We start from the raw sequence: 20,612 nt of genomic DNA, 5'->3' as shown, positions 1-20,612 counted from the left end.
TTCTTAGTCAGGTACCGTCATTTTCTTCCCTGCTGATAGAGCTTTACATACCGAAATACTTCTTCACTCACGCGGCGTCGCTGCATCAGGGTTTCCCCCATTGTGCAATATTCCCCACTGCTGCCTCCCGTAGGAGTTTGGGCCGTGTCTCAGTCCCAATGTGGCCGGTCACCCTCTCAGGTCGGCTATTGATCGTCGCCTTGGTAGGCCGTTACCCCACCAACTAGCTAATCAAACGCGGGTCCATCTCACACCACCGGAGTTTTTCACACCGAACCATGCGATCCTGTGCGCTTATGCGGTATTAGCAGTCATTTCTAACTGTTGTCCCCCAGTGTGAGGCAGGTTACCCACGCGTTACTCACCCGTCCGCCACTCAGTCAATCTAGCTTCCATCCGAAAACTTCCGCTAAATTGCTTCGTTCGACTTGCATGTGTTAAGCACGCCGCCAGCGTTCATCCTGAGCCAGGATCAAACTCTCATGTTAAAGTTTTGATTCCAGTCAAAATTCGCTTGGCTAATTTTAACCGTTATTACTGTTGTTTTGGTTTTGTTCTGAATGTTCTCTTGAACTTCAAGGCTTAACCAAAAGCCTTTGTTCTTAGAATTTTCAGGGTTTTACATACTGTTCAGTTTTCAAGGTTCCTGATGCTTTCGCATCGAACGCAGAAGGAGGGATTTGAACCCTCGCGCCGCTACTAACGACCTACTCCCTTTCCAGGGGAGCCCCTTCAACCTCTTGGGTACTTCTGCAGGTTGATTTTCATATCTTATAAAATTAATAACCGCTCTTGAAACGGAGAGAGTGGGATTCGAACCCACGCGCCCTTTCGGACAAACGGTTTTCAAGACCGCCTCGTTATGACCGCTTCGATATCTCTCCAAAAATGTGCTTAACCATTATATAATGGATATTCATTTTTGTCAAGGACTTTTTCACTTTCTTTTTGAAAGTTTTCACAATCACCTGTGCGTCTTGACTCTTTAATTTTTGTTTCCGCTTTCTCAGCGGCAACAGAACATATTTTATCACTACTAAAGTATAAAGTCAACTGTTTTTTTGACTTTATTTATATTTTTTCGACAATCGAAAAAAAGAGGACGAAAGACCCAAAAGTCCCTCATCCTCTTGATTCTATAACGTCTTCTGATTAGCCAATCAGCTTACCTACGTTCAGCTTAACGCCCGGGCCCATGGTAGAAGTCATGGTTACGCTCTTTAAGTAAGCGCCCTTTAAGGTAGCTGGTTTTGCCTTCAGGATAGCGTCAATAAGCGTCTGGAAGTTGTCCGCTAACTGCTCCTCTGTGAAGGAAGCTTTACCTACTGGCACGTGGATAATGTTAGTCTTATCAAGTCTGTACTCGATCTTACCGGCTTTGATATCATTGATAGCTTTGGTTACATCCATAGTAACAGTACCAGCCTTCGGGTTCGGCATTAAGCCCTTCGGTCCAAGTACACGACCAAGACGTCCTACAACGCCCATCATGTCCGGAGTAGCTACTACTACGTCGAAGTCTAACCATCCCTCGTTCTGGATCTTCGGGATCAGCTCCTCAGCGCCTACGAAATCTGCGCCTGCAGCCTGAGCCTCTTCTGCCTTCGGTCCCTTAGCAAATACAAGGATACGAACGGTCTTACCAGTTCCGTGCGGCAGTACAACTGCACCACGGATCTGCTGATCAGCATGACGGCCGTCACAACCAGTTCTGATATGAAGTTCTACGGTTTCATCGAATTTAGCACCTGCAGCCTTCTTCACGATGGAGATGGCATCTGCAGCTTCATAAAGGCTTGCGCGATCTACTAATTTAGCAGCCTCTACGTATCTTTTTCCTCTTTTCATTATAAAAAACCTCCTAGTGGTATTGTCGGGGAATTCCCTCCCACGTTACTGATAAACATCCCGAAAATTACTCGGCAACTGTGATACCCATACTTCTTGCTGTACCAGCGATCATACTCATAGCAGCTTCAAGGCTTGCTGCATTTAAGTCAGGCATCTTTAATTCTGCGATCTTCTGCAGATCCTCTTTCGAGATGCTAGCTACCTTAGTCTTGTTCGGTGTAGCGGAACCGGATTTAATCTTGCAAGCTTTCTTTAACAAAACGGCAGCCGGCGGAGTCTTTGTGATGAAGCTGAAGCTTCTGTCAGCATATACAGTAATAACAACCGGGATGATCATATCGCCCTGGTCTGCTGTCTTAGCGTTGAACTCTTTCGTGAACTGTACGATGTTTACACCGTGCTGTCCAAGAGCCGGACCTACTGGCGGAGCTGGTGTAGCCTTTCCAGCAGGAATCTGTAATTTAATATATCCTGTAACTTTCTTTGCCATTGTTGGCACCTCCTATAAATTGTGGTAATTGCGGGGATTTCCCTCCCACAGGCTCATAAATGAACCTCTTTACATCATCTTCTTGATCTCTGTGAAGTTCAGTTCAACCGGTGTCTCACGGCCAAACAGTTCTACACGAATCGTCAGGGTCTGTCTTTCCTCGTTGATGGACTCGATAACACCAACGGTATCTTTCCATGCCCCTGTCGTTACAACAACCGTGTCGCCGACCTCAAAGTCAACGACAACGCCGGTTTCCTTAAATCCGAGACCGGCCATCTCCTCTTCCGTCAAAGGAACCGGTTTGGAGCCCGGACCAACAAACCCGGTCACTCCGCGGGTGTTGCGTACTACGTACCAGGTATCATCATTCATAACCATGTTGATCAGTACGTATCCGGGAAACATCTTCTTGGCAACCTGTTTATTGGCTCCATTCTTGACTTCGATAACTTCCTGCATCGGCACGGAAACCTCTAAGATCTGATCCTGAAGGTTCCGGTTCTCGATCGTCTTTTCGATGTCAACCTTTACTTTGTTTTCATAGCCGGAATAAGTATGCACTACATACCAATTTGCTTCTGCCATATTTCTCACCTTTGCCTTTACATAACGAAGTGCAGTCCAAACACGATTGCCGTGTCAAGAGCCGCAATGATAAGTCCCAGCGCAACGGAAACGGCGATGACCGCTCCAGTCTGCTTCGTAACTGTCTCTTTGTCAGGCCAGATGATCCTTTTGTACTCAGCTTTTAGACCTTTCCAGAAACTCTTTTTAGGAGCTTTTTTGGTATTTTCTGTATCACCCATTTTTGTCCTCCAAAGCGCTCAGGCAGATGCCCGATCGCGCAGAACCAACCAGTTACTCTTACTTCGTCTCTTTGTGTAACGTGTGTGTCTTACAGAATCTGCAGTACTTTTTGGTTTCCATTCTGTCCGGATGAGTTTTCTTATCCTTGGTCATGTTGTAATTGCGCTGCTTGCATTCTGTGCATGCCAGTGTAATTCTTGTACGCACAACTTCCACCTCCATTTTTCTTAGTATGCGATCTTTCCACTCTCCAACCGGAAATCTGGTTTTTGAGCATAAAAAAAAGACCTATGTTCTTCCATTCGCCCGTCTACTATATCATAAAAGAAGCGGCACGTCAAGCAATAACTTGCCGACATTCGCCGCCTCTTTTATATTATAGATATCGTTTTCACTTAGTGCAGGCTGGAACCAGATTCTGCCCGCGCCTCGTATTTCAGATGCTATAAAACAATCAGAAAGGTTTACTCGTCCATTTTCTCCTCGTTTACAGCATCTGTCTTTTCTTCCACATTTTCATGACTGTCTGTGGTATCCGGCTCCGCCTTTTCAGGCTCATCGGTTTCTTTCTCATCTGCCGCCTGGTTTCCGATAAAATGCGCCATTTTTCCAATCTTACCCATATGGCTTGTATCCACGCGGGTGATCTCCGGCTCATCAGCTTCCACAACATCATCCTCAAGCGCGGCGTTCTGATGCAGGGCGCCGCCCTCCTGGTTCTCCGCATTTTTCGGTTTTTTTGTCACGGATGGATATTCTTCCGGGTTTTCCTTGGCATCCGCAAGTTTTTCATTCATGAATGTCTCAAACTGCTTTTGCTCTTCCTCGCTGGAAAAGGCCGACTTGGCGATAAACTGCCAGGTTTTCTCGTTCGTCTCAAGCAGATACATCCGCTCAATCTCAACCATCTGCTCAATGTCGCTGTAGCTGTAAGTCTTGGTCATCTCCTGTGCCGCAACCGTCATGGTCAATGTCTTCTCATCCAGCGTCAGATGTACGACTGGGAAATTGCCCGTCTTTTCCAAATTTTTAAGTCCGCTCCGTTTCCAGATCATCCGCTCCTGGTTCTGGTTTGAAATCATGTAAAACATGCCGATGCCGACCAGCACCGCTATCACGATGGACGGTACAAGAAGAACCAGATTGCCCTTTGCCTGCATCACATTTTTTCCCAGAAAGAGAGCTAAAAATGCGACATATAAGAGTGCCGACACCATCTTCATTTTCTTGGACTCATGCTTAAGCACGTTCCAGTGAATCCAGTTTTTATAATCTTCCTTTTCCAGGCGATATTCAAATTCCTGCATTCTTTTTACTCCTTTTCTTTCTTACTTGAAATCTCCCCCGCATTCCTTCCGTCTCCTGAACCTCTTTTTGCCTCTCCCGCAAACTTTTAGATTCAAATGATTTCTACTATTCTTTTCATCCAGAAATGCCGGAGTATTTCCACTTATAAGGCTTCCCTCTGCCTATCTTCTCTATCATATCCCACTTTAGCGTCCTTGTCCAATACAAACGGCAAAAAAACAGACTTTTTCGATCCCCGCAGACAGAAGCGCCCGGGTACACGCTTCCGCCGTGCTTCCGGTCGTATAAATATCATCCACGAGAAGCACGTTTTGCACACCACTTGCCCGGATTGCCTCCGCATCTGCCTGAAACGCCTGCTGTAAATTCCGGAGCCGTTCATCTGGATTCAGCTCTTTCAGGGGTTCTGTATTTCGTATCCGATATAGAAATTCCGGGTACACCGGCATTTCCAGCCGCTCGCCCATCCGCTTTGCCAGAACCTCCGCCTGATTGAAACCGCGTTTCCGTTTCCGCGCCGGGTGGACCGGAACGGGAACCAGACCGTCAAACTGCCACTCCTCCCGATTTTCATACTGCCTCAGCTTTTCCGCTGCAGCTTCGGCATAAAAATCGAGATATTCCCTCTTATTTTTATATTTAACCGCTGCCATCGAGCGCGCAGCTTCCTCCGTATAGTTAAAGAGTGCCATCCCACGCGCAAATGATCGGCGGTGTTTCACACAGTCTGGACAATATTCGATTTCTTCACTCCAAACTTCTTTTCCACATTTCTGACAAACCGGCGATTTGACAGGCGAAAGCCTCAAAAGACACGAAGGACAGATAAGCCCGCCCTTCGGCGTCACGATCTCCCCGCAGACCGGGCAGCGCCTTGGACATAGCGCATCCAGAGTGGCGCGGGGGAATTGATTCCATTTTATATTTTTTATCACAATGTCTCCATAATTTCTTCAATGCGGTCGCGCAGTCCCGAATAGCGCTTCTGTTCCATCGCATTGTCCACCATCTGCTGAAACACATACGGGACACCGACCAGGCAGACACAGGCTCTTGCCCTTGTAACCGCCGTGTAAATCAGATTCCGCGTCATCAGCATCTGCGGTCCGCTCCAGACCGGAATCACGACCGCCGGATACTCGCTTCCCTGCGACTTGTGGATCGTGATCGCATATGCCAATTCCAGCTCCTCCAGCTGCTTGAAGCTGTACTCGACACGTTTTCCCTCATCATACTCCACGATTACCAGCTCCGCAAAGGTATTGATCTCGCGAATGCGCCCAAGATCCCCGTTGAACACGCCGGCTCCCTTGTCCACCGGGATGCCGCTGCGGTTGTAGGAAGTCCACTCAATCTGGTAATTGTTCTTGATCTGCATGACCTTGTCGCCCACACGAAACGTCGTCTCGCCATACTCTTTTTCCGCCTTTTCTGCCGATGGCGGATTTAAAAATTCCTGCAAAATGGAATTTAACCGTATCGATCCCAGCACTCCCTTCCGCATCGGCGTCATGACCTGTACCTCAAACAAATCGGCATGGACGTAATTCGGCAGTTTTTCACGTACCAGCGTGATCATTGCATTGATGATCGCATTCGGATCATCACGCTTTATAAAGAGGAAATCCCTGCTTGACTTTCCAATCGGAATGCGCTCTCCGGCATTGATGCGGTGGGCGTTGACGATAATATCGCTCTGCGCCGCCTGCCGGAAAATCCGGGTTAGCTTTACCACATGGAAACACTCTGACTCGATGATATCACGCAGGACATTGCCCGGTCCGACGCTCGGAAGCTGATCCACATCACCCACCAGAATCAGACGTGTGCCGACATTGACCGCCCGGAGCAGCGAATGCATCAGATTGATATCCACCATCGACATTTCATCGATAATGATGACATCAGCTTCCAGCGGATTGTCCTCGTTCCGCTCAAAATGCATCGAAGTCGTCCGGCTCTTCTCATCCTCCTCTGGCATTCCCGTCAGCTCTAACAGGCGGTGAATCGTCTTCGCCTCATAGCCTGTCGCCTCGGTCATCCTTTTTGCTGCGCGTCCGGTCGGGGCTGCCAGCAGGATATCCATGTCGCCCTTTTCAAAATACCGGATGATCGTGTTGATCGTCGTCGTTTTTCCGGTACCCGGACCGCCCGTGATTACCAAAAGTCCGCAGTTGACCGCCTCAATCACCGCGCGGATCTGCAGTTCATCCAGCTCGATCTGTTCCTCTTTCTGGATGACTGCCAGACTTTTCCGAATCTGTTCTTCCGATTCGGAACCAGTGATGTTTAAGTCGTGCAGCATGCGGGCGGTGTTTAGCTCGGTATAATAGTAGTGTGATGCATAAACGGCGCGTTCCGGGGCGTTTGCTATATTTGATACATTTGATGCATTCGGTTCACCCAAAACATCTGGCTGCGGCTGCATCTGCCCCGACACTGCCGATTCCGCCTGAACAAAAACATCCATTTCTGCTGTTTTCTGCTTTTTCCTCTCCCGGATCACCAGCCGTTTATCCATCTGCATATCCATCAGATGCTTGTCAATCTCGGAAATCTCAACCTGTAGAAGCTTTGCCGCCCGATCCGCCAGCTCGTCCTCCGGCAGGTATGTGTGCCCGTTCGCCGTCGCCTGATAGAGTGTATACAGGATGCCGCTCTTGATGCGGAAATCCGAATCTGCCACGATTCCTATCTTCGCCGCGATCTCGTCTGCCATCTTAAAACCGACGCCCGGAATATCGTCCGCCAGCTTATACGGATTGTTCTGGAGAATCGTGTACATTGCCGGACCGTATTCCTGGTAGATTTTAACCGCCAGATTGATGGAAATGCCATAATTTTGCAGAAACATCATCGCCTGGCGCATATCGCGCTTTTCCTCGACCTGTTCACCGATGGACATCGCCATTTTTTCACTGATTCCCTTGACCTCCGCGAGGCGTTCCGGCTCTTCTTCCATGATGCGGAATGTATCCGCCTTAAATTTTTTAACAATCCTGGAAGCTAAAGCAGCCCCGACGCCTTTGATGGCGCCGGAGCCTAAATATCGTTCCATGGAAACAGTATCCTCAGGCGCTTTCAGCTCATAGCTTTCCACCGCCATCTGTTCCCCGTAAATCGGATGCTCGGTCATACGCCCGCTCGCCTCGATCATCTCGCCCTCTGCGATGTAGGAAAAAGTGCCAACCAGCACATATTCCTCCCCGTCGTCCAAGCCGCTGATAGAGAGAACCGTATAGCCATTGTCCTCATTGCGGTATTTTATTTTTTCAATATATCCTTTAACTGCTGCCATATTTTTATGCTATCCGCCTTCCGGCGGTTCTCTTTAATCGTAGTTTTTCTTCTCACCGTGTGCGAACTCGATAAACTTACCAGTTCCGATCGCAACTGCGGTCAGCGGATCCTCTGCGATCATCGTGGAAATGCCAGTTTTCTCCTCGATCAGGGCATCCAGACCGCTTAACAGTGCGCCGCCGCCTGTCAGTACGATACCACGGTCAAAAATGTCGGCTGCCAATTCCGGCGGCGTCCGCTCGAGTACGTTGTGAACGGCATCTACGATCTGGAGTGCCGGCTCGCGCAGCGCTTCCAGCGTCTCGTCGGATGTGACAACGATCGTCTTCGGAAGTCCGGTAACCAGATTTCGTCCGCGCACTTCCATCGTGATTACCTCCGGACGGCGGTATGCCGCACCGATATTTATCTTGATCTCCTCAGCGGTTCTCTCACCGATCAAAAGATTGTGTTTCTTTCTCATGTAACGGACCAGTGCCTCGTCGAAGTCATCACCAGCCACTTTAATAGAAGTGCTGACTACGGTACCGCCCAGAGAAATAACGGCGATATCTGCCGTACCACCACCAATATCTACGATCATGTTGCCGCACGCCTTGGAAATATCGATACCAGCGCCGATCGCAGCTGCTACCGGCTCCTCGATGATCGAAACCTCGCGTGCGCCAGCCTGGTAAGTCGCATCCTCAACCGCCTTGCGCTCTACCTCGGTCGCACCGCTCGGGATGCAGACGCTGATACGCGGCTTGCGGAGTGTCTTCTTGCCGACTGCCTTGTTGATGAAATATTTCATCATCTTCTCTGTCACTGTATAATCTGAAATAACCCCCTGGCGCAACGGACGGACCGCTACGATATTGCCAGGGGTTCTGCCGATCATCAGGCGGGCTTCCTCGCCGATCGCCATGATCTTATTCGTATCCCGATCGATCGCCACTACGGACGGCTCTTTCAGTACGACGCCTTTTCCCTTGATATATACAAGGATGCTGGCTGTACCCAGATCGATACCAATATCATTGGACATCAACATAGTTGTTTTCCTCCTGCTCTGAATATGCACTCTTGAGTACATAAATCTATGAGTTTCATTGTATTTTATCTTCTTTATTTCAGCTTTTTTCGCTGCATCCAGCCCGCGCATTGTTTTAGAGCGGACTATACCACTTACTATTATATACAACTTTCGATTCTTTTGAAAGAGGTTTTTATTTTTTTATGGACTTTATATTTTTTTTATGAAAGGGACATATTTTAGTCACAAGTTTCTCCTATAATACAAGTATGTTATCCGAAAGGGTAACAGGCCTTTGTTTCAAGTGTTACTTGAAATAAAAAAGCTTTTTCATACTCATACCGGACGATACAAATCGTCCGGCCCCCCTAAGCCAATTTCTTTTTTATATATACCTACCATTCCCAATTTAAGAAAAACAGGAACGCCGTCGGACTCTCAGCCGATGGCGTTCCTGTTTTTTGTCAGCGCCAGACACCTAAAAAAAGGGCTCTATACTGAATGTTGGGGTACGCTCAAAAACATTTTTTCTTATATTTTCAGACTCCACTCACTGCAGTCCCAGACATTCGTTGCGAATCCCTCATAGAAATCCGGTTCATGGCAGATCAGAAGGATATTTCCTTTGTACGCCGCCAGCGCACGCTTTAACTCCTCCTTCGCCTCAACGTCCAGATGGTTCGTCGGCTCGTCGAGAAGCAGAAGGTTCGTCTCGCGGTTGATCAGCTTACACAGGCGCACTTTTGCCTGCTCGCCACCGCTGAGCACGCGCACCTGGCTCTCGATGTGCTGGGTCGTCAGACCGCATTTTGCCAGTGCGGAACGCACCTGGTACTGGGTGTAGGACGGAAATTCTTTCCAGATCTCATCGATGCAGGTCGTCGTATTGCCCGGCGCCATCTCCTGTTCGAAATAGCCGATGGAGAGATAATCGCCCAGCGTCACCTTGCCGGACACTGCTGGAATCAAACCTAAAATACTCTTTAAAAGCGTCGTCTTTCCAATTCCGTTGGCACCGACCATCGCAATCTTCTCGCCGCGCTCCATATAGAGGTTCAGCGGACGGGACAGGGGCTCGTCGTAACCGATCACCAGATCCTCCGTCTCAAAAATACATTTTCCGGAGGCTCTCGCCTCCAGGAAGTTGAACTCTGGCTTCGGTTTTTCCTTCGCCAGTTCGATCACATCCATTTTATCCAGCTTTTTCTGGCGGGACATCGCCATATTTCGCGTGGAAACACGCGCTTTATTGCGTGCCACAAAATCCTGCAGCTGCGCGATCTCCTGCTGCTGACGCTTATACGCTGCCTCGAGCTGCGCTTTCTTCGCCTCGTGCACCTCGAGAAACTTGTCGTAATCGCCCACATAGCGGTCAAGCCGCTGATTTTCCATATGATAAATGATATTTACTACGCTATTTAAGAACGGAACATCGTGTGAAATCAGGATGAACGCATTTTCATATTCCTGCAAATACCGTTTCAGCCACTCGATGTGCTGCACATCCAGATAGTTCGTCGGCTCGTCCAACAACAAGATATCTGGCTTTTCCAGAAGCAATTTCCCGAGCAGTACCTTCGTTCTCTGTCCGCCGCTCAAATCCGTTACATCGCGGTCCAGACCGATATCGGTCAGCCCCAGCGCACGTCCGACTTCCTCCACCTTCGCATCGATGGAATAAAAATCGTGGTTCATCAGAAGATCCTGGATCGTTCCCAGCTCTTCCATCATCACGTTCATCTCATCCTCCGATGCCTCGCCCAGATGGTCGCAGATTTCATTCATCTGCACTTCCAGCTCAAACAGGAAGGAAAATGCGCTCTTCAAAACCTCGCGGATCGTCATGCCTTTTTCCAGCACCGTGTGCTGATCCAGATAGCCGACGCGCACCCGCTTTGACCACTCTACTTTTCCCTCGTCCGGCTGCATATGCCCGGTAATAATATTCATAAACGTCGATTTACCCTCGCCATTCGCACCGATCAGACCGATGTGCTCACCCTTTAACAGGCGGAACGAAACATCCTGAAAAATCGCCCGGTCACCAAAACCGTGGCTTAAATGTTCTACATTCAGTATACTCACGTGTGTACCTCTCCTATTTTTCTTTTTATTGTAAATTGTTTGTATTTGTTGAATTGTTCTTTGTTTTTCTGCAAATTTTATCCTGGAAAACAACTCCACTCCATATAAGATTTGCTTTCTGTACGTCTGCCTGCTGTCTGTGGCAAAGCCGACTTCGATTTATTGTACACGAAGCATGCTTTTGTGGCAAGCGGAGATTTTGGAATTATCTTTTTTCACCCAGATGCCTTGAACTTTTCTAGATTTATATAGTAAGATAAGAAACAACTTCATTTTAGATACGTTTTTCAACCAATGAGAAAATGACTTGATTTTCTAAAGGAGGTTTTATGTATACCTATACCTGGTACCAATGGCTAGCTTTTTTCTATGTATACTGCTTTTTAGGGTGGATTTTCGAATCGACTTATGTTTCCCTGAAACAGAAACGGCTCGTCAACCGCGGATTTCTGAGGCTTCCGATGCTGCCGCTCTACGGTTCCGGCGCGGTGATGATGCTCTGGGTGTCCCTGCCGGTGCGGGACAGCCTGCCCCTCGTCTATATTTCCGGTTTTATCGCCGCCACGGCGCTTGAATATGTCACCGGCGCCGTCATGGAACGCCTATTCAAGGTCCGCTACTGGGATTACAGCAGCCAGCCGTTCCAGCTGCACGGCTATATCTGCCTGAGTTCCTCGATCGCATGGGGATTTCTGACGATCCTTATGACCGATGTCATCCATGATCCGATCGCCCGCACTGTGCTTGCGGTTCCTCCGGTTATCCTGCTCATCTGCGATTTCGTCATCAGCGTTCTTTTCACCGCCGATGCTTACGAATCCATCAAGGCAGCCCTGGCTCTGGGTCATACGCTGGAAGCTATGACGAAGCTCAAAGCCGATATCGAAGAGCTACAGTCCAAGATCGAGCTGCTGCGTGAGGAAGCCATTGAGCGCGGCGCTCTGACCCGTGAAGAAACAGCCGAAAAACTGGCAGCCGCCCAGGCAGAAGCCGCCCGCAGACTTGCCGCCATCCGCAGTGACGCCGAAGAACGCCTGGCAACCGCACGCGCCGAGACTGCCAGACAACTGCAGGCGGCTGCCACCGAACACAAAGAGCGCCTGGCTGAGACCAAGGCACTCGCCGAAAAACGCCTGTCCGATGTTCGAGAAGAAACCACCTCCCGCATCGAAGCTGCCAAAGCAGGAAACGCAGAACGCATCGAAGCTGCCAAACAGCGCGTCAACGAGCGCATTGCCGAAGTCCGCACCGAAGTCGATGCCCGCATCGCCTTCGACAACCGCCTCACCCGCCTGAGCACCCGGTTAGAAGAACTCAAACACCGCCGCCAGTCCCTGCGCCCGGCTAAAAAGCTCCATGCCTTCTACCGCCGCGGGCTGCTAAGAGGAAATCCTACTGCGGTTTCGTCGAAATTTGCAGCGGCGTTGAAAGAATTAAAAGAACAAAATAGCACAAAAATAGGACCTTTCGCATGAACGAATGGTCCTATTTCTTTTAGGAACTTATTTCATATCTTCTTTTTATTTTTCTACAGCAGTCCATTGACAATCGTCATCACAGACTCGCCTACCTTCTCTGATTTCGCTGCCGCGTCTTCCAGGGAGGTACCTTTCACGCCGTAGTAGAACTTGATCTTCGGCTCGGTTCCAGACGGGCGGACGCAGAGCCATGCGTTGTCTTCCAGTTCGTAGTAGAGAACATTGGAGGATGGAAGTCCGGTCGGTTTTACCTCGCCGGTTGCCAGATCCTTGACGGTATCTGCCTTGTAATCGCGGACAGCCAGCACTTTATGTCCAGCAAAATCGGACGGTGTGTGGGCGCGGAAATATTCCATGATCTCCTGAATCTTTGCCAGTCCCTCAATGCCCTTTAAGCCGATGGACTTCACTTCATCTTTATAATAGCCGTATTTCTCGTACATCTCGACCATCGCATCCCACAGCGTCATGCCTTTTTCCTTGTAATAGGCAGCCGCCTCGCAGAGTGCTGCAGTCGCGGAAATGGCATCTTTATCGCGTGCGTATGTACCGATCAGGCAGCCATAGCTCTCTTCCATGCCAAACAGATAGGTTCCTTTGCCTTCCTGCTCATTTTTGAGAACCTGTTTGCCGATCCACTTAAATCCGGTCAGAACCTCGATGAGCTCTGCGCCGTAATTCTTCGCAACTGCATCTACCAGATTCGTCGTAACGATGGATTTAACAACCTGTCCATCTGCCGGAATCTTGCCGTTTGCCTGTTTCTGGCTGAGCACATACTCGCAGAGCAGGGAGCCAGACATATTGCCGGTCAGCGGAATGTATTCGCCGGACTTGGTATCTTTGACATACACGCCCAGACGATCGGCATCCGGATCGGTTGCCAGAACGAGGTCTGCATTTTTCTCTTTTGCCAGAGCCAGTCCCAATTCAAATGCTTTCTTTGCCTCCGGGTTCGGATAGCTGACGGTCGGGAAATCGCCGTCTGGAAGCTCCTGCTGCGGAACCACATATACATGGGTAAATCCAAGCTCTTTCATCACACGGCGTGCCGGGATATTGCCCGTGCCGTGAAGCGGTGTATACACGATCGTGATCTGATCCTGCATGCGGTCAATCGCGCCCTGATTGACTACCTGTGCCTTGACCTGTGCAATATATTTGTCGTCGATCGCTGCACCGATGATCTCGTAGAGTCCTTTTGCCTTTGCCTCTTGTGCTCCCATCGTCTTAACGGTGGAAAGATCGGTGATCGCCATAACTTCCTCAGTCACGCCCTTGTCATGCGGCGGTGTAAACTGTGCGCCGTCCTCCCAGTAAACCTTGTAGCCGTTGTACTCCGGCGGGTTGTGGCTGGCGGTGATGTTGATGCCGGCGATGCAGCCAAGCTCGCGGACGGCAAAGGAAAGCTCCGGCGTCGGGCGCAGCGTCTCGAACCGGTACGCCTTGATGCCATTTGCCGCCAGTGTCAGCGCTGCTTCCTCGGCAAATTCCGGGGACATATGACGGGAGTCAAATGCGATCGCCACGCCTTTTGCCGCGCCGCCCTGCTTGATGATGTAATTTGCCAGTCCCTGGGTCGCACGGCGGACGGTGTAGATATTCATCCGGTTAATACCTGCACCGATGATGCCGCGCAGTCCTGCCGTACCAAACTCCAAATCCATATAGAAACGCTCTTTAATCTCATTTTCATCGCCCTCAATGGCGCGTAATTCCTCTTTCGTTGCCTCGTCAAAGTATGGATTTTCCAGCCATTCTTTGTAAATCGTCATGTAATCCTTCATGATTCACTTACCCCCTGCTTTCTTCTAGGATGACTTTCTTTTTCTCCATTATAGTATAATTATTCTGAAAAATAAAGAGAATTTCGGTTACTATTCTTTGTCTTTATTTTTTCGTTTTTCAAAGTTTCTCCATGATATATCGAATACGCTTAACCAAAGAATTTATATGCATATGTAAATCAACATTTCTTATCGGATTGCCTCAAGAAAGAGGTTCCGCGCCGTCTGCTGTTCTTCCAGCTTCTGCAGTTTTTCAATGCTGCGGACTGGAATCCACGCCTTGCCTGCATTATAATAAAAATTTAACTGTTTCCAGTATTTTTCCGGATATAAAAACAGGTAATAGAGGTATGTCCGCTCCTGTGCATTCAACGGCAGAATACGATCATACGTCTCCAGCAGCCGCATCCCCAGACGCAAATCCCAGCCATGCTTTTCCAATATTTTGCGCGTAAAATGATACAGGTCTTCGACCTGGACGCCCCGGTGCATCCGGTTAAATTCAATCACCGCCATCTCATTTTCTTCTACCAATAAAATATGATGCTGGTTCAGATCCCCGTGACACAAATAGTTTTCCGGCTCGCCATCCTGCTCGATCTGCGCTTTCAGCCCGCCTGCTGCTTCCTGCGCCTGCTCATAAAAGATGGCAAAGCTTCCGCTGACTGCCCTCTCAAAATCCGATTTACGCCGTTTTTTCCGGATATAATTCCGCGTACGGACAAGTTCCCGGTTGTGGCGCTCCATCTCCGCCACCGCCGGACGCGTGAGAATTGACCCCAGATTCCACGACTCATCGATCGCAATGCCGCGCAATGTCCGGTGCAGCTTCGCGATCTGCCCGACCGCCCGGACTACCTCCGCCTCGCTCTGCACACTGCACTCGCGCCCGGAAAACCATTCCTTCACAACACACCGCGTTCCATCCTCCGCCACCGACAAAAGCTCGCCCTCCCGGTTCCGCATATACTGATCGGTCCGGCATGTTTTCTGATTTTGCAGAACATTCATGATTTGTTCTTCAAATTCAAGACGTTTGACGGTCCCCTTATATTCCCGGAGGAGTTTTAACCCCTGACTCGTCTCGCAGATCCACGCGCCTCTTCCACGGCGCTTCGACTGCACTTCCAGTTCATACTGTTCCAGCACCTCGGTTGTTCTCTCGTTCACAGCTTCCCCCTCCTGCCTCTATCCGGCTGCCCGCCTTTCCATTTCCCAAAAGAATGTGGACAGCACATTTTCACGCCGGGCCACAGCTGCTGACAGCTATGTTAATTGCAACATTCACACGATTATGCAAATATGCACATCAGACACCCAGCCTGCTACTCCTAACCTATGAGAGGGGGCTTACAAATATGCTTATGCATAAATATCGCAGATTTGAAACACAGCGCACAAACTATCATACACAATCGCCAATGTGGAGTGATTACGAAATTCTGTTCATTGCCATCATTTTGACAGTATGTTACAATGATTCACATTGGGATAAAAAAGCGGTCTGGCTATTTGTCCCAACAATCAGGCAAAAAATCAAATAATATATTTGACTGTAAATGAAAAGGAGGGCTCTCTTTGTCCATACAATCCGCTCATCGTTCCAACGATGAAAATACGCGCCCGCATTCAGGCGCAGCATCATCCCGTGAAGCTGAGCTCGGCAGTGCGCCGATCGGGTCACTTCTTTTTAAACTGGCGCTCCCGGCAATTGCCGCACAGATCATCAACGTTCTCTATAACATGGTTGACCGCATGTACATCGGCCATATCCCGGACATCGGTCCCAGCGCCCTGACCGGCGTCGGCGTCACAATGCCGATTATCATGTGCATTTCCGCTTTTGCCGCGCTCGCCGCCATGGGCGGTGCCCCGCAGGCGTCGATCCTGATGGGAAAAGGCGACAAGGATTCCGCTGAAAAGGTACTCGGCAACTGTACCTTCATGCTGACCGTCATTTCGCTCGTCCTGACCGCCCTGTTTCTTGGCTTTGGGCGCCCGATCCTCCTGATGTTCGGCGCCAGTGAGAAGACGATTCTCTACGCCTGGAACTACATGAAAATCTACGTCTGCGGCACTTTCTTCGTCCAGATGGCGCTCGGACTCAATGCCTTTATTAACGCACAGGGTTATGCCAAAACCGGCATGATTACCGTTGCCATCGGCGCTCTCTGCAACATCATCCTCGATCCGATCTTTATCTTCGGACTGCATCTGGATGTGCGCGGCGCAGCACTTGCAACCATCCTTTCACAGGGTATTTCCTGTATCTGGATTCTGCGTTTTCTGACCGGAACGCATAGTACCCTGCGGATACGGCTCCGCAACCTGCGCCCGCAGAAGAAATTTATCCTGCCATGCCTGGCGCTCGGACTGGCGCCGTTTATCATGCAGTTTACAGAAAGTGCACTGTCCATCAGCTTTAACACCAGCCTGTTGAACTATGGCGGCGATACCGCGGTCGGCGCGATGACGATTCTTTCCAGCGTCATGCAGTTTTCCATGCTGCCGCTGCAGGGGCTCACACAGGGCGCGCAGCCGATCATCAGCTTTAACTATGGAGCAAAAAATATCGACCGTGTGAAAAAAGCGTTTCACCTGCTTCTGCGCTCGGCAGTCTGCTATTCCACCTTGCTCTGGCTCTTATGTATGCTGGTTCCACAGATTTTTATTTCCATCTTTACCAGCGACGCAGACCTTGCCAGCTATACCATCTGGGCGCTCCGGATCTATATGGCAGCTTCCCTGCTCTTTGCCGTCCAGCTCGCCTGCCAGCAGACTTTTATTGCCCTTGGAAATGCGAAAACATCCGTCTTTCTGGCATTGCTCCGGAAAGTGCTGCTTTTGATTCCGCTGATCTTTATCCTGCCGCATTTCGTTTCAAATCCGGTATTCGGCGTGTTCGTGGCAGAACCGGTGGCAGACACGATTGCGGTGGCGACGACGGCGGCGCTGTTTTTCAGGGAGTATAAGAAATTGGGATAACTCTTTTAATCATCCTCTGATTGAAAATATTGTTGTTAAAAAAGCAAAAGGAAAAGAGACAAAATCGTTTGTCCTGCCGGTTCCAAACGATTTTGCCTCTTTTCTCTTTTTATTTATTAATCTTCTTATGCTTTACTGGTTCCCGCATTCTGCGATTGTTTCAACACTTCCACCTCAGCCAGAAGCCGCTCTTTCTCGTTCCAAGCCGGATTCTCCAGCACCTTTTCAAAGAGAAGATGCAGCGTTTTTCCAAGCGCCGGTCCCGGCTGGATGCCTGCCTGAATCAGGTCTTTTCCGGTTACCGCCAGAGTTTTAAGACGGATACAGTCACCGCGCTCCCGGATCTGCCTTGCAAGTGAGCGAACCATTTCCACCGCATCCATGCGCTCCGGCATCAGAACTTCCTGAAGGAGAAGCAGCCAGTCAAAGACCGTATCTTCCATCGCACTCATCGCGTGGCGGACAGCGCTTTCCTCCGGTTCCATCTGCGTGAATGCAAAACGGCTCAGAATCTTCGCCTTATCGATCGTGTCGTTGTCCATCTTAAGTTCTCTCAGAACCCGGACACAAGTTTCCTCGCCCGCCGGGGCAAGAAAATACGACCAGCGCAAGGCTTTTTCTGCTGGCAGATGTGCCGCAGCAGCAGAAATTTCCCCCGCCATGTCTGTCTCACATTCATGTTTCACGAACATGTGCCCCTGCTGCGCTGCCGTTTCCGTTTTGATCGCATCCTTGTCAGCAGCTGGCACATCCTTCGAACATATTTTCTCTTCCAAACTCTGCTTTGCACAGCTTTTCTGCTTTTTCCACGCCGCAAATACCTCCGGAAATGTCTTTGAAATGTACGGTGCCAGTCCTGCCGCCTCCGTTTTCCAGATAAATTCCGGGCGGTCGGACAGGAGTGTTTTTGTCAACTCCACCTGCACCCGTTCCTTGCTCACATGGACAAGGGAGGGCGCCAGCTCACAGAGCGCCTGCCAGGTCTTTTTCTCTATCGAAAATCCCAGCTGGGCCGAAAAGCGGACGGCACGCAGGATCCGGAGCGCATCTTCCGTAAATCGTTCTCCCGCATCCCCGACGCAGCGGATCCGGCGCGCTGCCAGATCCTCCGCCCCGCCGAAAATATCGACAATTCCCGTTTCGTGGCTGTATGCCATCGCATTGATCGTGAAATCACGCCGTCTCAAGTCCTCACGCAGTTCGGCAGTAAATACGACTTCCTTCGGGTGGCGTCCATCCTCATATTCACCGTCAATCCGGTAGGTAGTTATTTCATATCCGATATGATCACGCATGACCGTGACCGTACCGTGCTGAAGCCCGGTGTCGATCGTGTGACCGAACACCTGCTTCACCTCCTCCGGGTGCGCCGAGGTCGTGATATCCCAGTCACCGGGAATCCGCCCCAGGATCGCATCGCGGACACAGCCGCCGACTGCAAATGCCTCGTAACCATGTTCTCGCAGCTTTCCCAGGATTTCCTCGACCTGGACCGGCATTTCTATCCGTTTTGGAATCATATTAATATGCCTTACCCCAGTAAACCATCTTCGTTGCCGGCTTGCCGCAGCATACGCAGGTGTCAGCCAGATGTTCCTGATTGAACGGGATGCAGCGGGAGGTTACGCCGACTACTTCTTTCAGTTTATCCTCGCACTCCTGATTGCCGCACCACATTGCCTTGATGAAGCCTGGCTTATTTTCTGCGATCTCCTTCATCTCATCCAGTGTTGTCGCTACATAAGTATGGGAATCTCTGTGCGCTTTTGCACGCTCAAACATATCGTGGTGAATCGTCTCCAGAAGCTCGCCAACCTTTGCTGCGATCTCATCCAGAGATACCGTAATCTTCTCATGCGTATCACGGCGAACCAGAACTGCCTGATTTTCAGCAATATCTCTCGGTCCGATCTCGACACGTACCGGAATACCGCGCATCTCGGACTCGCTGAACTTCCATCCCGGAGATTTGTCGGAATCATCCACTTTGACACGGAAGTTGGACAGAACCTCTTTTACCTCAAATGCCTTGTCCAGAACCCCCTCTTTTGCCTGCTGAATCGGAACGATCATAACCTGGGTCGGAGCTACCTTCGGCGGCAGAACCAGACCATTATTGTCACCATGAACCATGATGATCGCGCCTACCATACGGGTTGTCATACCCCAGGAAGTCTGATGAACGTATTTTAATTTATTATCCTTATCCAGATACTGGATGTTAAATGCCTTTGCAAATCCATCGCCGAAGTTGTGGCTGGTGCCGGACTGCAGTGCCTTGCCATCGTGCATCAGGGACTCGATCGTGTAGGTTGCCTCTGCACCGGCAAATTTCTCCTTATCGGTCTTGCGTCCGCGGATAACCGGAATTGCCAGGAAGTCCTCGCACAGATCCGCGTATACATTTAACATCATCTCGGTACGCTCCTGTGCTTCCTCAGCGGTTGCATGAGCGGTATGACCTTCCTGCCATAAGAACTCTCTGGAACGCAGGAACGGACGGGTGGTCTTTTCCCAACGTACAACCGAAGCCCACTGGTTGTAGTTTCTCGGCAGATCGCGGTAAGAATGTACGTCATGTGCATAAAAATCGCAGAACAGAGTCTCGGAAGTCGGACGTACACACATTCTCTCCTGTAACGGCTCTAAACCGCCCTGTGTCACCCACGCTACTTCCGGTGCGAAACCTTCTACGTGATCTTTCTCTTTTTCCAGAAGACTTTCCGGAATAAACATAGGCAGATATACGTTCTCTACGCCGGTTGCCTTAAAGCGCTTGTCCAGTTCATTGCGGATATTCTCCCAGATCGCATATCCGGCCGGTTTGATAATCATGCAGCCCTTTACACTGGAGTAATCAGAAAGCTCTGCTTTCTTTACGATGTCCGTATACCACTGGGCGAAATCTTCATCCATCGATGTGATGGCTTCTACCATTTTCTTTTCCTTTGCCATGTCATTTCTCCTTGTTAAAAACATTTTATTGAAATCCGGCTTGCCGGATTTTGGCGCCAAGGCGCGGCTGCCATCGCAGCCATATTCCCCTGCGCCGAGTGTGCATTGTTGTTTTTTATTTCGTAGAAATAAAAAAGCCATCCGATCCCTGCTGATCGCTGCGATCAAAGGGACCGAATGGCTTAACTTCGGCGGTACCACCCTGCTTAACCAGAATTTCGTTCCGATTCTGGCTCACTTAACTTCCGTTAACGCCGGAAATACGTTGCATTTTCATGCACAGCTCCAGGGTCGGTTCAACTTTCAGGGACACAAAAGCCTCGCACCATACGGCTTTCTCTCTGGACGTGTGTCAAAGTTTACTGATTCCTCTCTTCGCCTGTTTTGTTTTTTGACAGTATTATGATTTTACGCCAATCGGTCGGGTTTGTCAAGGCTGGAACTCGCCCTTGTACAAGTCTTGACGATGCCTCGCATTTTTTACTCGGTCGTCACTGACTCGGTTGCGTCCGAACAAAAAATAATGTTTTTATCCCTATCTTACGAAT

The 20,612-nt window shown here is 49.8% G+C and carries 16 protein-coding genes, 2 tRNA genes, 1 rRNA gene and 1 other annotated feature; of the genes, 2 read left to right on the top strand and 17 right to left on the bottom strand.

Annotated elements, in window-relative coordinates; all coding sequences use genetic code 11:
- From C7U56_RS15125 to C7U56_RS15065, 13 genes are all read right to left on the bottom strand, one after another.
- Positions 1 to 488 (bottom strand): 16S ribosomal RNA (locus C7U56_RS15125); the annotation flags it as partial.
- Positions 489 to 665: 177 nt separating this feature from the next.
- Positions 666 to 754, bottom strand: a tRNA-Ser gene (locus C7U56_RS15120).
- Between the two features lie 44 nt (positions 755 to 798).
- Positions 799 to 884 (bottom strand) — tRNA-Ser (locus C7U56_RS15115).
- A gap of 268 nt (positions 885 to 1,152) precedes the next feature.
- On the bottom strand, positions 1,153 to 1,848 hold the full coding sequence (gene rplA, locus C7U56_RS15110) for a 50S ribosomal protein L1 (RefSeq protein ID WP_022359097.1): 696 nt from the start codon (positions 1,846 to 1,848) through the stop codon (positions 1,153 to 1,155).
- 67 nt (positions 1,849 to 1,915) lie between these two features.
- Positions 1,916 to 2,341 (bottom strand): 50S ribosomal protein L11, encoded by a 426-nt coding sequence (gene rplK, locus C7U56_RS15105; protein WP_022359098.1) that lies wholly within the window; start codon positions 2,339 to 2,341, stop codon positions 1,916 to 1,918.
- 69 nt (positions 2,342 to 2,410) lie between these two features.
- Entirely contained in the window at positions 2,411 to 2,929 is a 519-nt protein-coding gene (nusG, locus tag C7U56_RS15100) for a transcription termination/antitermination protein NusG (RefSeq protein WP_022359099.1), read from the bottom strand.
- A gap of 17 nt (positions 2,930 to 2,946) precedes the next feature.
- A complete protein-coding gene (gene secE / locus C7U56_RS15095; protein ID WP_022359100.1) occupies positions 2,947 to 3,150 on the bottom strand; it encodes a preprotein translocase subunit SecE in 204 nt (67 codons plus the stop codon).
- 58 nt (positions 3,151 to 3,208) lie between these two features.
- Positions 3,209 to 3,373 carry a 50S ribosomal protein L33 gene (gene rpmG / locus C7U56_RS15090; RefSeq protein WP_207722866.1) on the bottom strand — a complete coding sequence of 55 codons (165 nt, stop codon included), beginning with the start codon at positions 3,371 to 3,373 and terminating at the stop codon, positions 3,209 to 3,211.
- A 242-nt stretch (positions 3,374 to 3,615) separates the two neighbouring features.
- Positions 3,616 to 4,458: a YcxB family protein gene (locus C7U56_RS15085; RefSeq protein WP_107001897.1), complete on the bottom strand. Its 843-nt coding sequence runs from the start codon at positions 4,456 to 4,458 to the stop codon at positions 3,616 to 3,618.
- Positions 4,459 to 4,644: 186 nt separating this feature from the next.
- Positions 4,645 to 5,394: a ComF family protein gene (locus C7U56_RS15080; RefSeq protein ID WP_233430294.1), complete on the bottom strand. Its 750-nt coding sequence runs from the start codon at positions 5,392 to 5,394 to the stop codon at positions 4,645 to 4,647.
- Positions 5,391 to 7,757 (bottom strand): SF1B family DNA helicase RecD2, encoded by a 2,367-nt coding sequence (recD2, locus tag C7U56_RS15075; protein ID WP_107001896.1) that lies wholly within the window; start codon positions 7,755 to 7,757, stop codon positions 5,391 to 5,393. The genes C7U56_RS15080 and recD2 overlap by 4 nt, the downstream gene beginning before the upstream one ends.
- Positions 7,758 to 7,790: 33 nt before the next feature.
- On the bottom strand, positions 7,791 to 8,792 hold the full coding sequence (mreB, locus tag C7U56_RS15070; protein WP_022359104.1) for a rod shape-determining protein: 1,002 nt from the start codon (positions 8,790 to 8,792) through the stop codon (positions 7,791 to 7,793).
- Between the two features lie 513 nt (positions 8,793 to 9,305).
- The gene (locus tag C7U56_RS15065; protein ID WP_107001895.1) at positions 9,306 to 10,859 is read right to left on the bottom strand and encodes an ABC-F family ATP-binding cassette domain-containing protein; all 1,554 of its coding nucleotides are present in this window, start codon (positions 10,857 to 10,859) and stop codon (positions 9,306 to 9,308) included.
- 329 nt (positions 10,860 to 11,188) lie between these two features.
- Here C7U56_RS15065 and C7U56_RS15060 point away from each other — a divergent pair, with 329 nt between their 5' ends.
- Positions 11,189 to 12,334 carry a putative ABC transporter permease gene (locus C7U56_RS15060; protein WP_107001894.1) on the top strand — a complete coding sequence of 382 codons (1,146 nt, stop codon included), beginning with the start codon at positions 11,189 to 11,191 and terminating at the stop codon, positions 12,332 to 12,334.
- Between the two features lie 53 nt (positions 12,335 to 12,387).
- Here the strand turns inward: C7U56_RS15060 and C7U56_RS15055 are convergent, their stop codons facing one another.
- Entirely contained in the window at positions 12,388 to 14,124 is a 1,737-nt protein-coding gene (locus tag C7U56_RS15055; RefSeq protein WP_107001893.1) for a phospho-sugar mutase, read from the bottom strand.
- Positions 14,125 to 14,313: 189 nt separating this feature from the next.
- On the bottom strand, positions 14,314 to 15,294 hold the full coding sequence (locus tag C7U56_RS15050; RefSeq protein ID WP_107001892.1) for a phosphotransferase: 981 nt from the start codon (positions 15,292 to 15,294) through the stop codon (positions 14,314 to 14,316).
- Positions 15,295 to 15,708: 414 nt separating this feature from the next.
- Between C7U56_RS15050 and C7U56_RS15040 the strand changes: the two genes are divergently transcribed.
- A complete protein-coding gene (locus C7U56_RS15040) occupies positions 15,709 to 17,109 on the top strand; it encodes an MATE family efflux transporter (protein ID WP_107001907.1) in 1,401 nt (466 codons plus the stop codon).
- A 125-nt stretch (positions 17,110 to 17,234) separates the two neighbouring features.
- Here C7U56_RS15040 and C7U56_RS15035 read toward each other — a convergent pair whose 3' ends face one another.
- Entirely contained in the window at positions 17,235 to 18,629 is a 1,395-nt protein-coding gene (locus C7U56_RS15035; RefSeq protein WP_107001890.1) for a CCA tRNA nucleotidyltransferase, read from the bottom strand.
- A 1-nt stretch (position 18,630) separates the two neighbouring features.
- Positions 18,631 to 20,064, bottom strand: coding sequence for a proline--tRNA ligase (gene proS / locus C7U56_RS15030; RefSeq protein ID WP_022359111.1), 1,434 nt, complete (start codon positions 20,062 to 20,064; stop codon positions 18,631 to 18,633).
- Positions 20,065 to 20,229: 165 nt separating this feature from the next.
- Positions 20,230 to 20,449 (bottom strand) — a binding site (T-box leader).
- Positions 20,450 to 20,612 lie beyond the last annotated feature (163 nt).

It is taken from the genome of Clostridium fessum (assembly GCF_003024715.1).
GTDB lineage: Bacteria > Bacillota > Clostridia > Lachnospirales > Lachnospiraceae > Otoolea > Otoolea fessa.
Note: the sequence above shows the minus strand (reverse complement) of the source record. Positions and strands in the feature narration are given on the sequence as shown.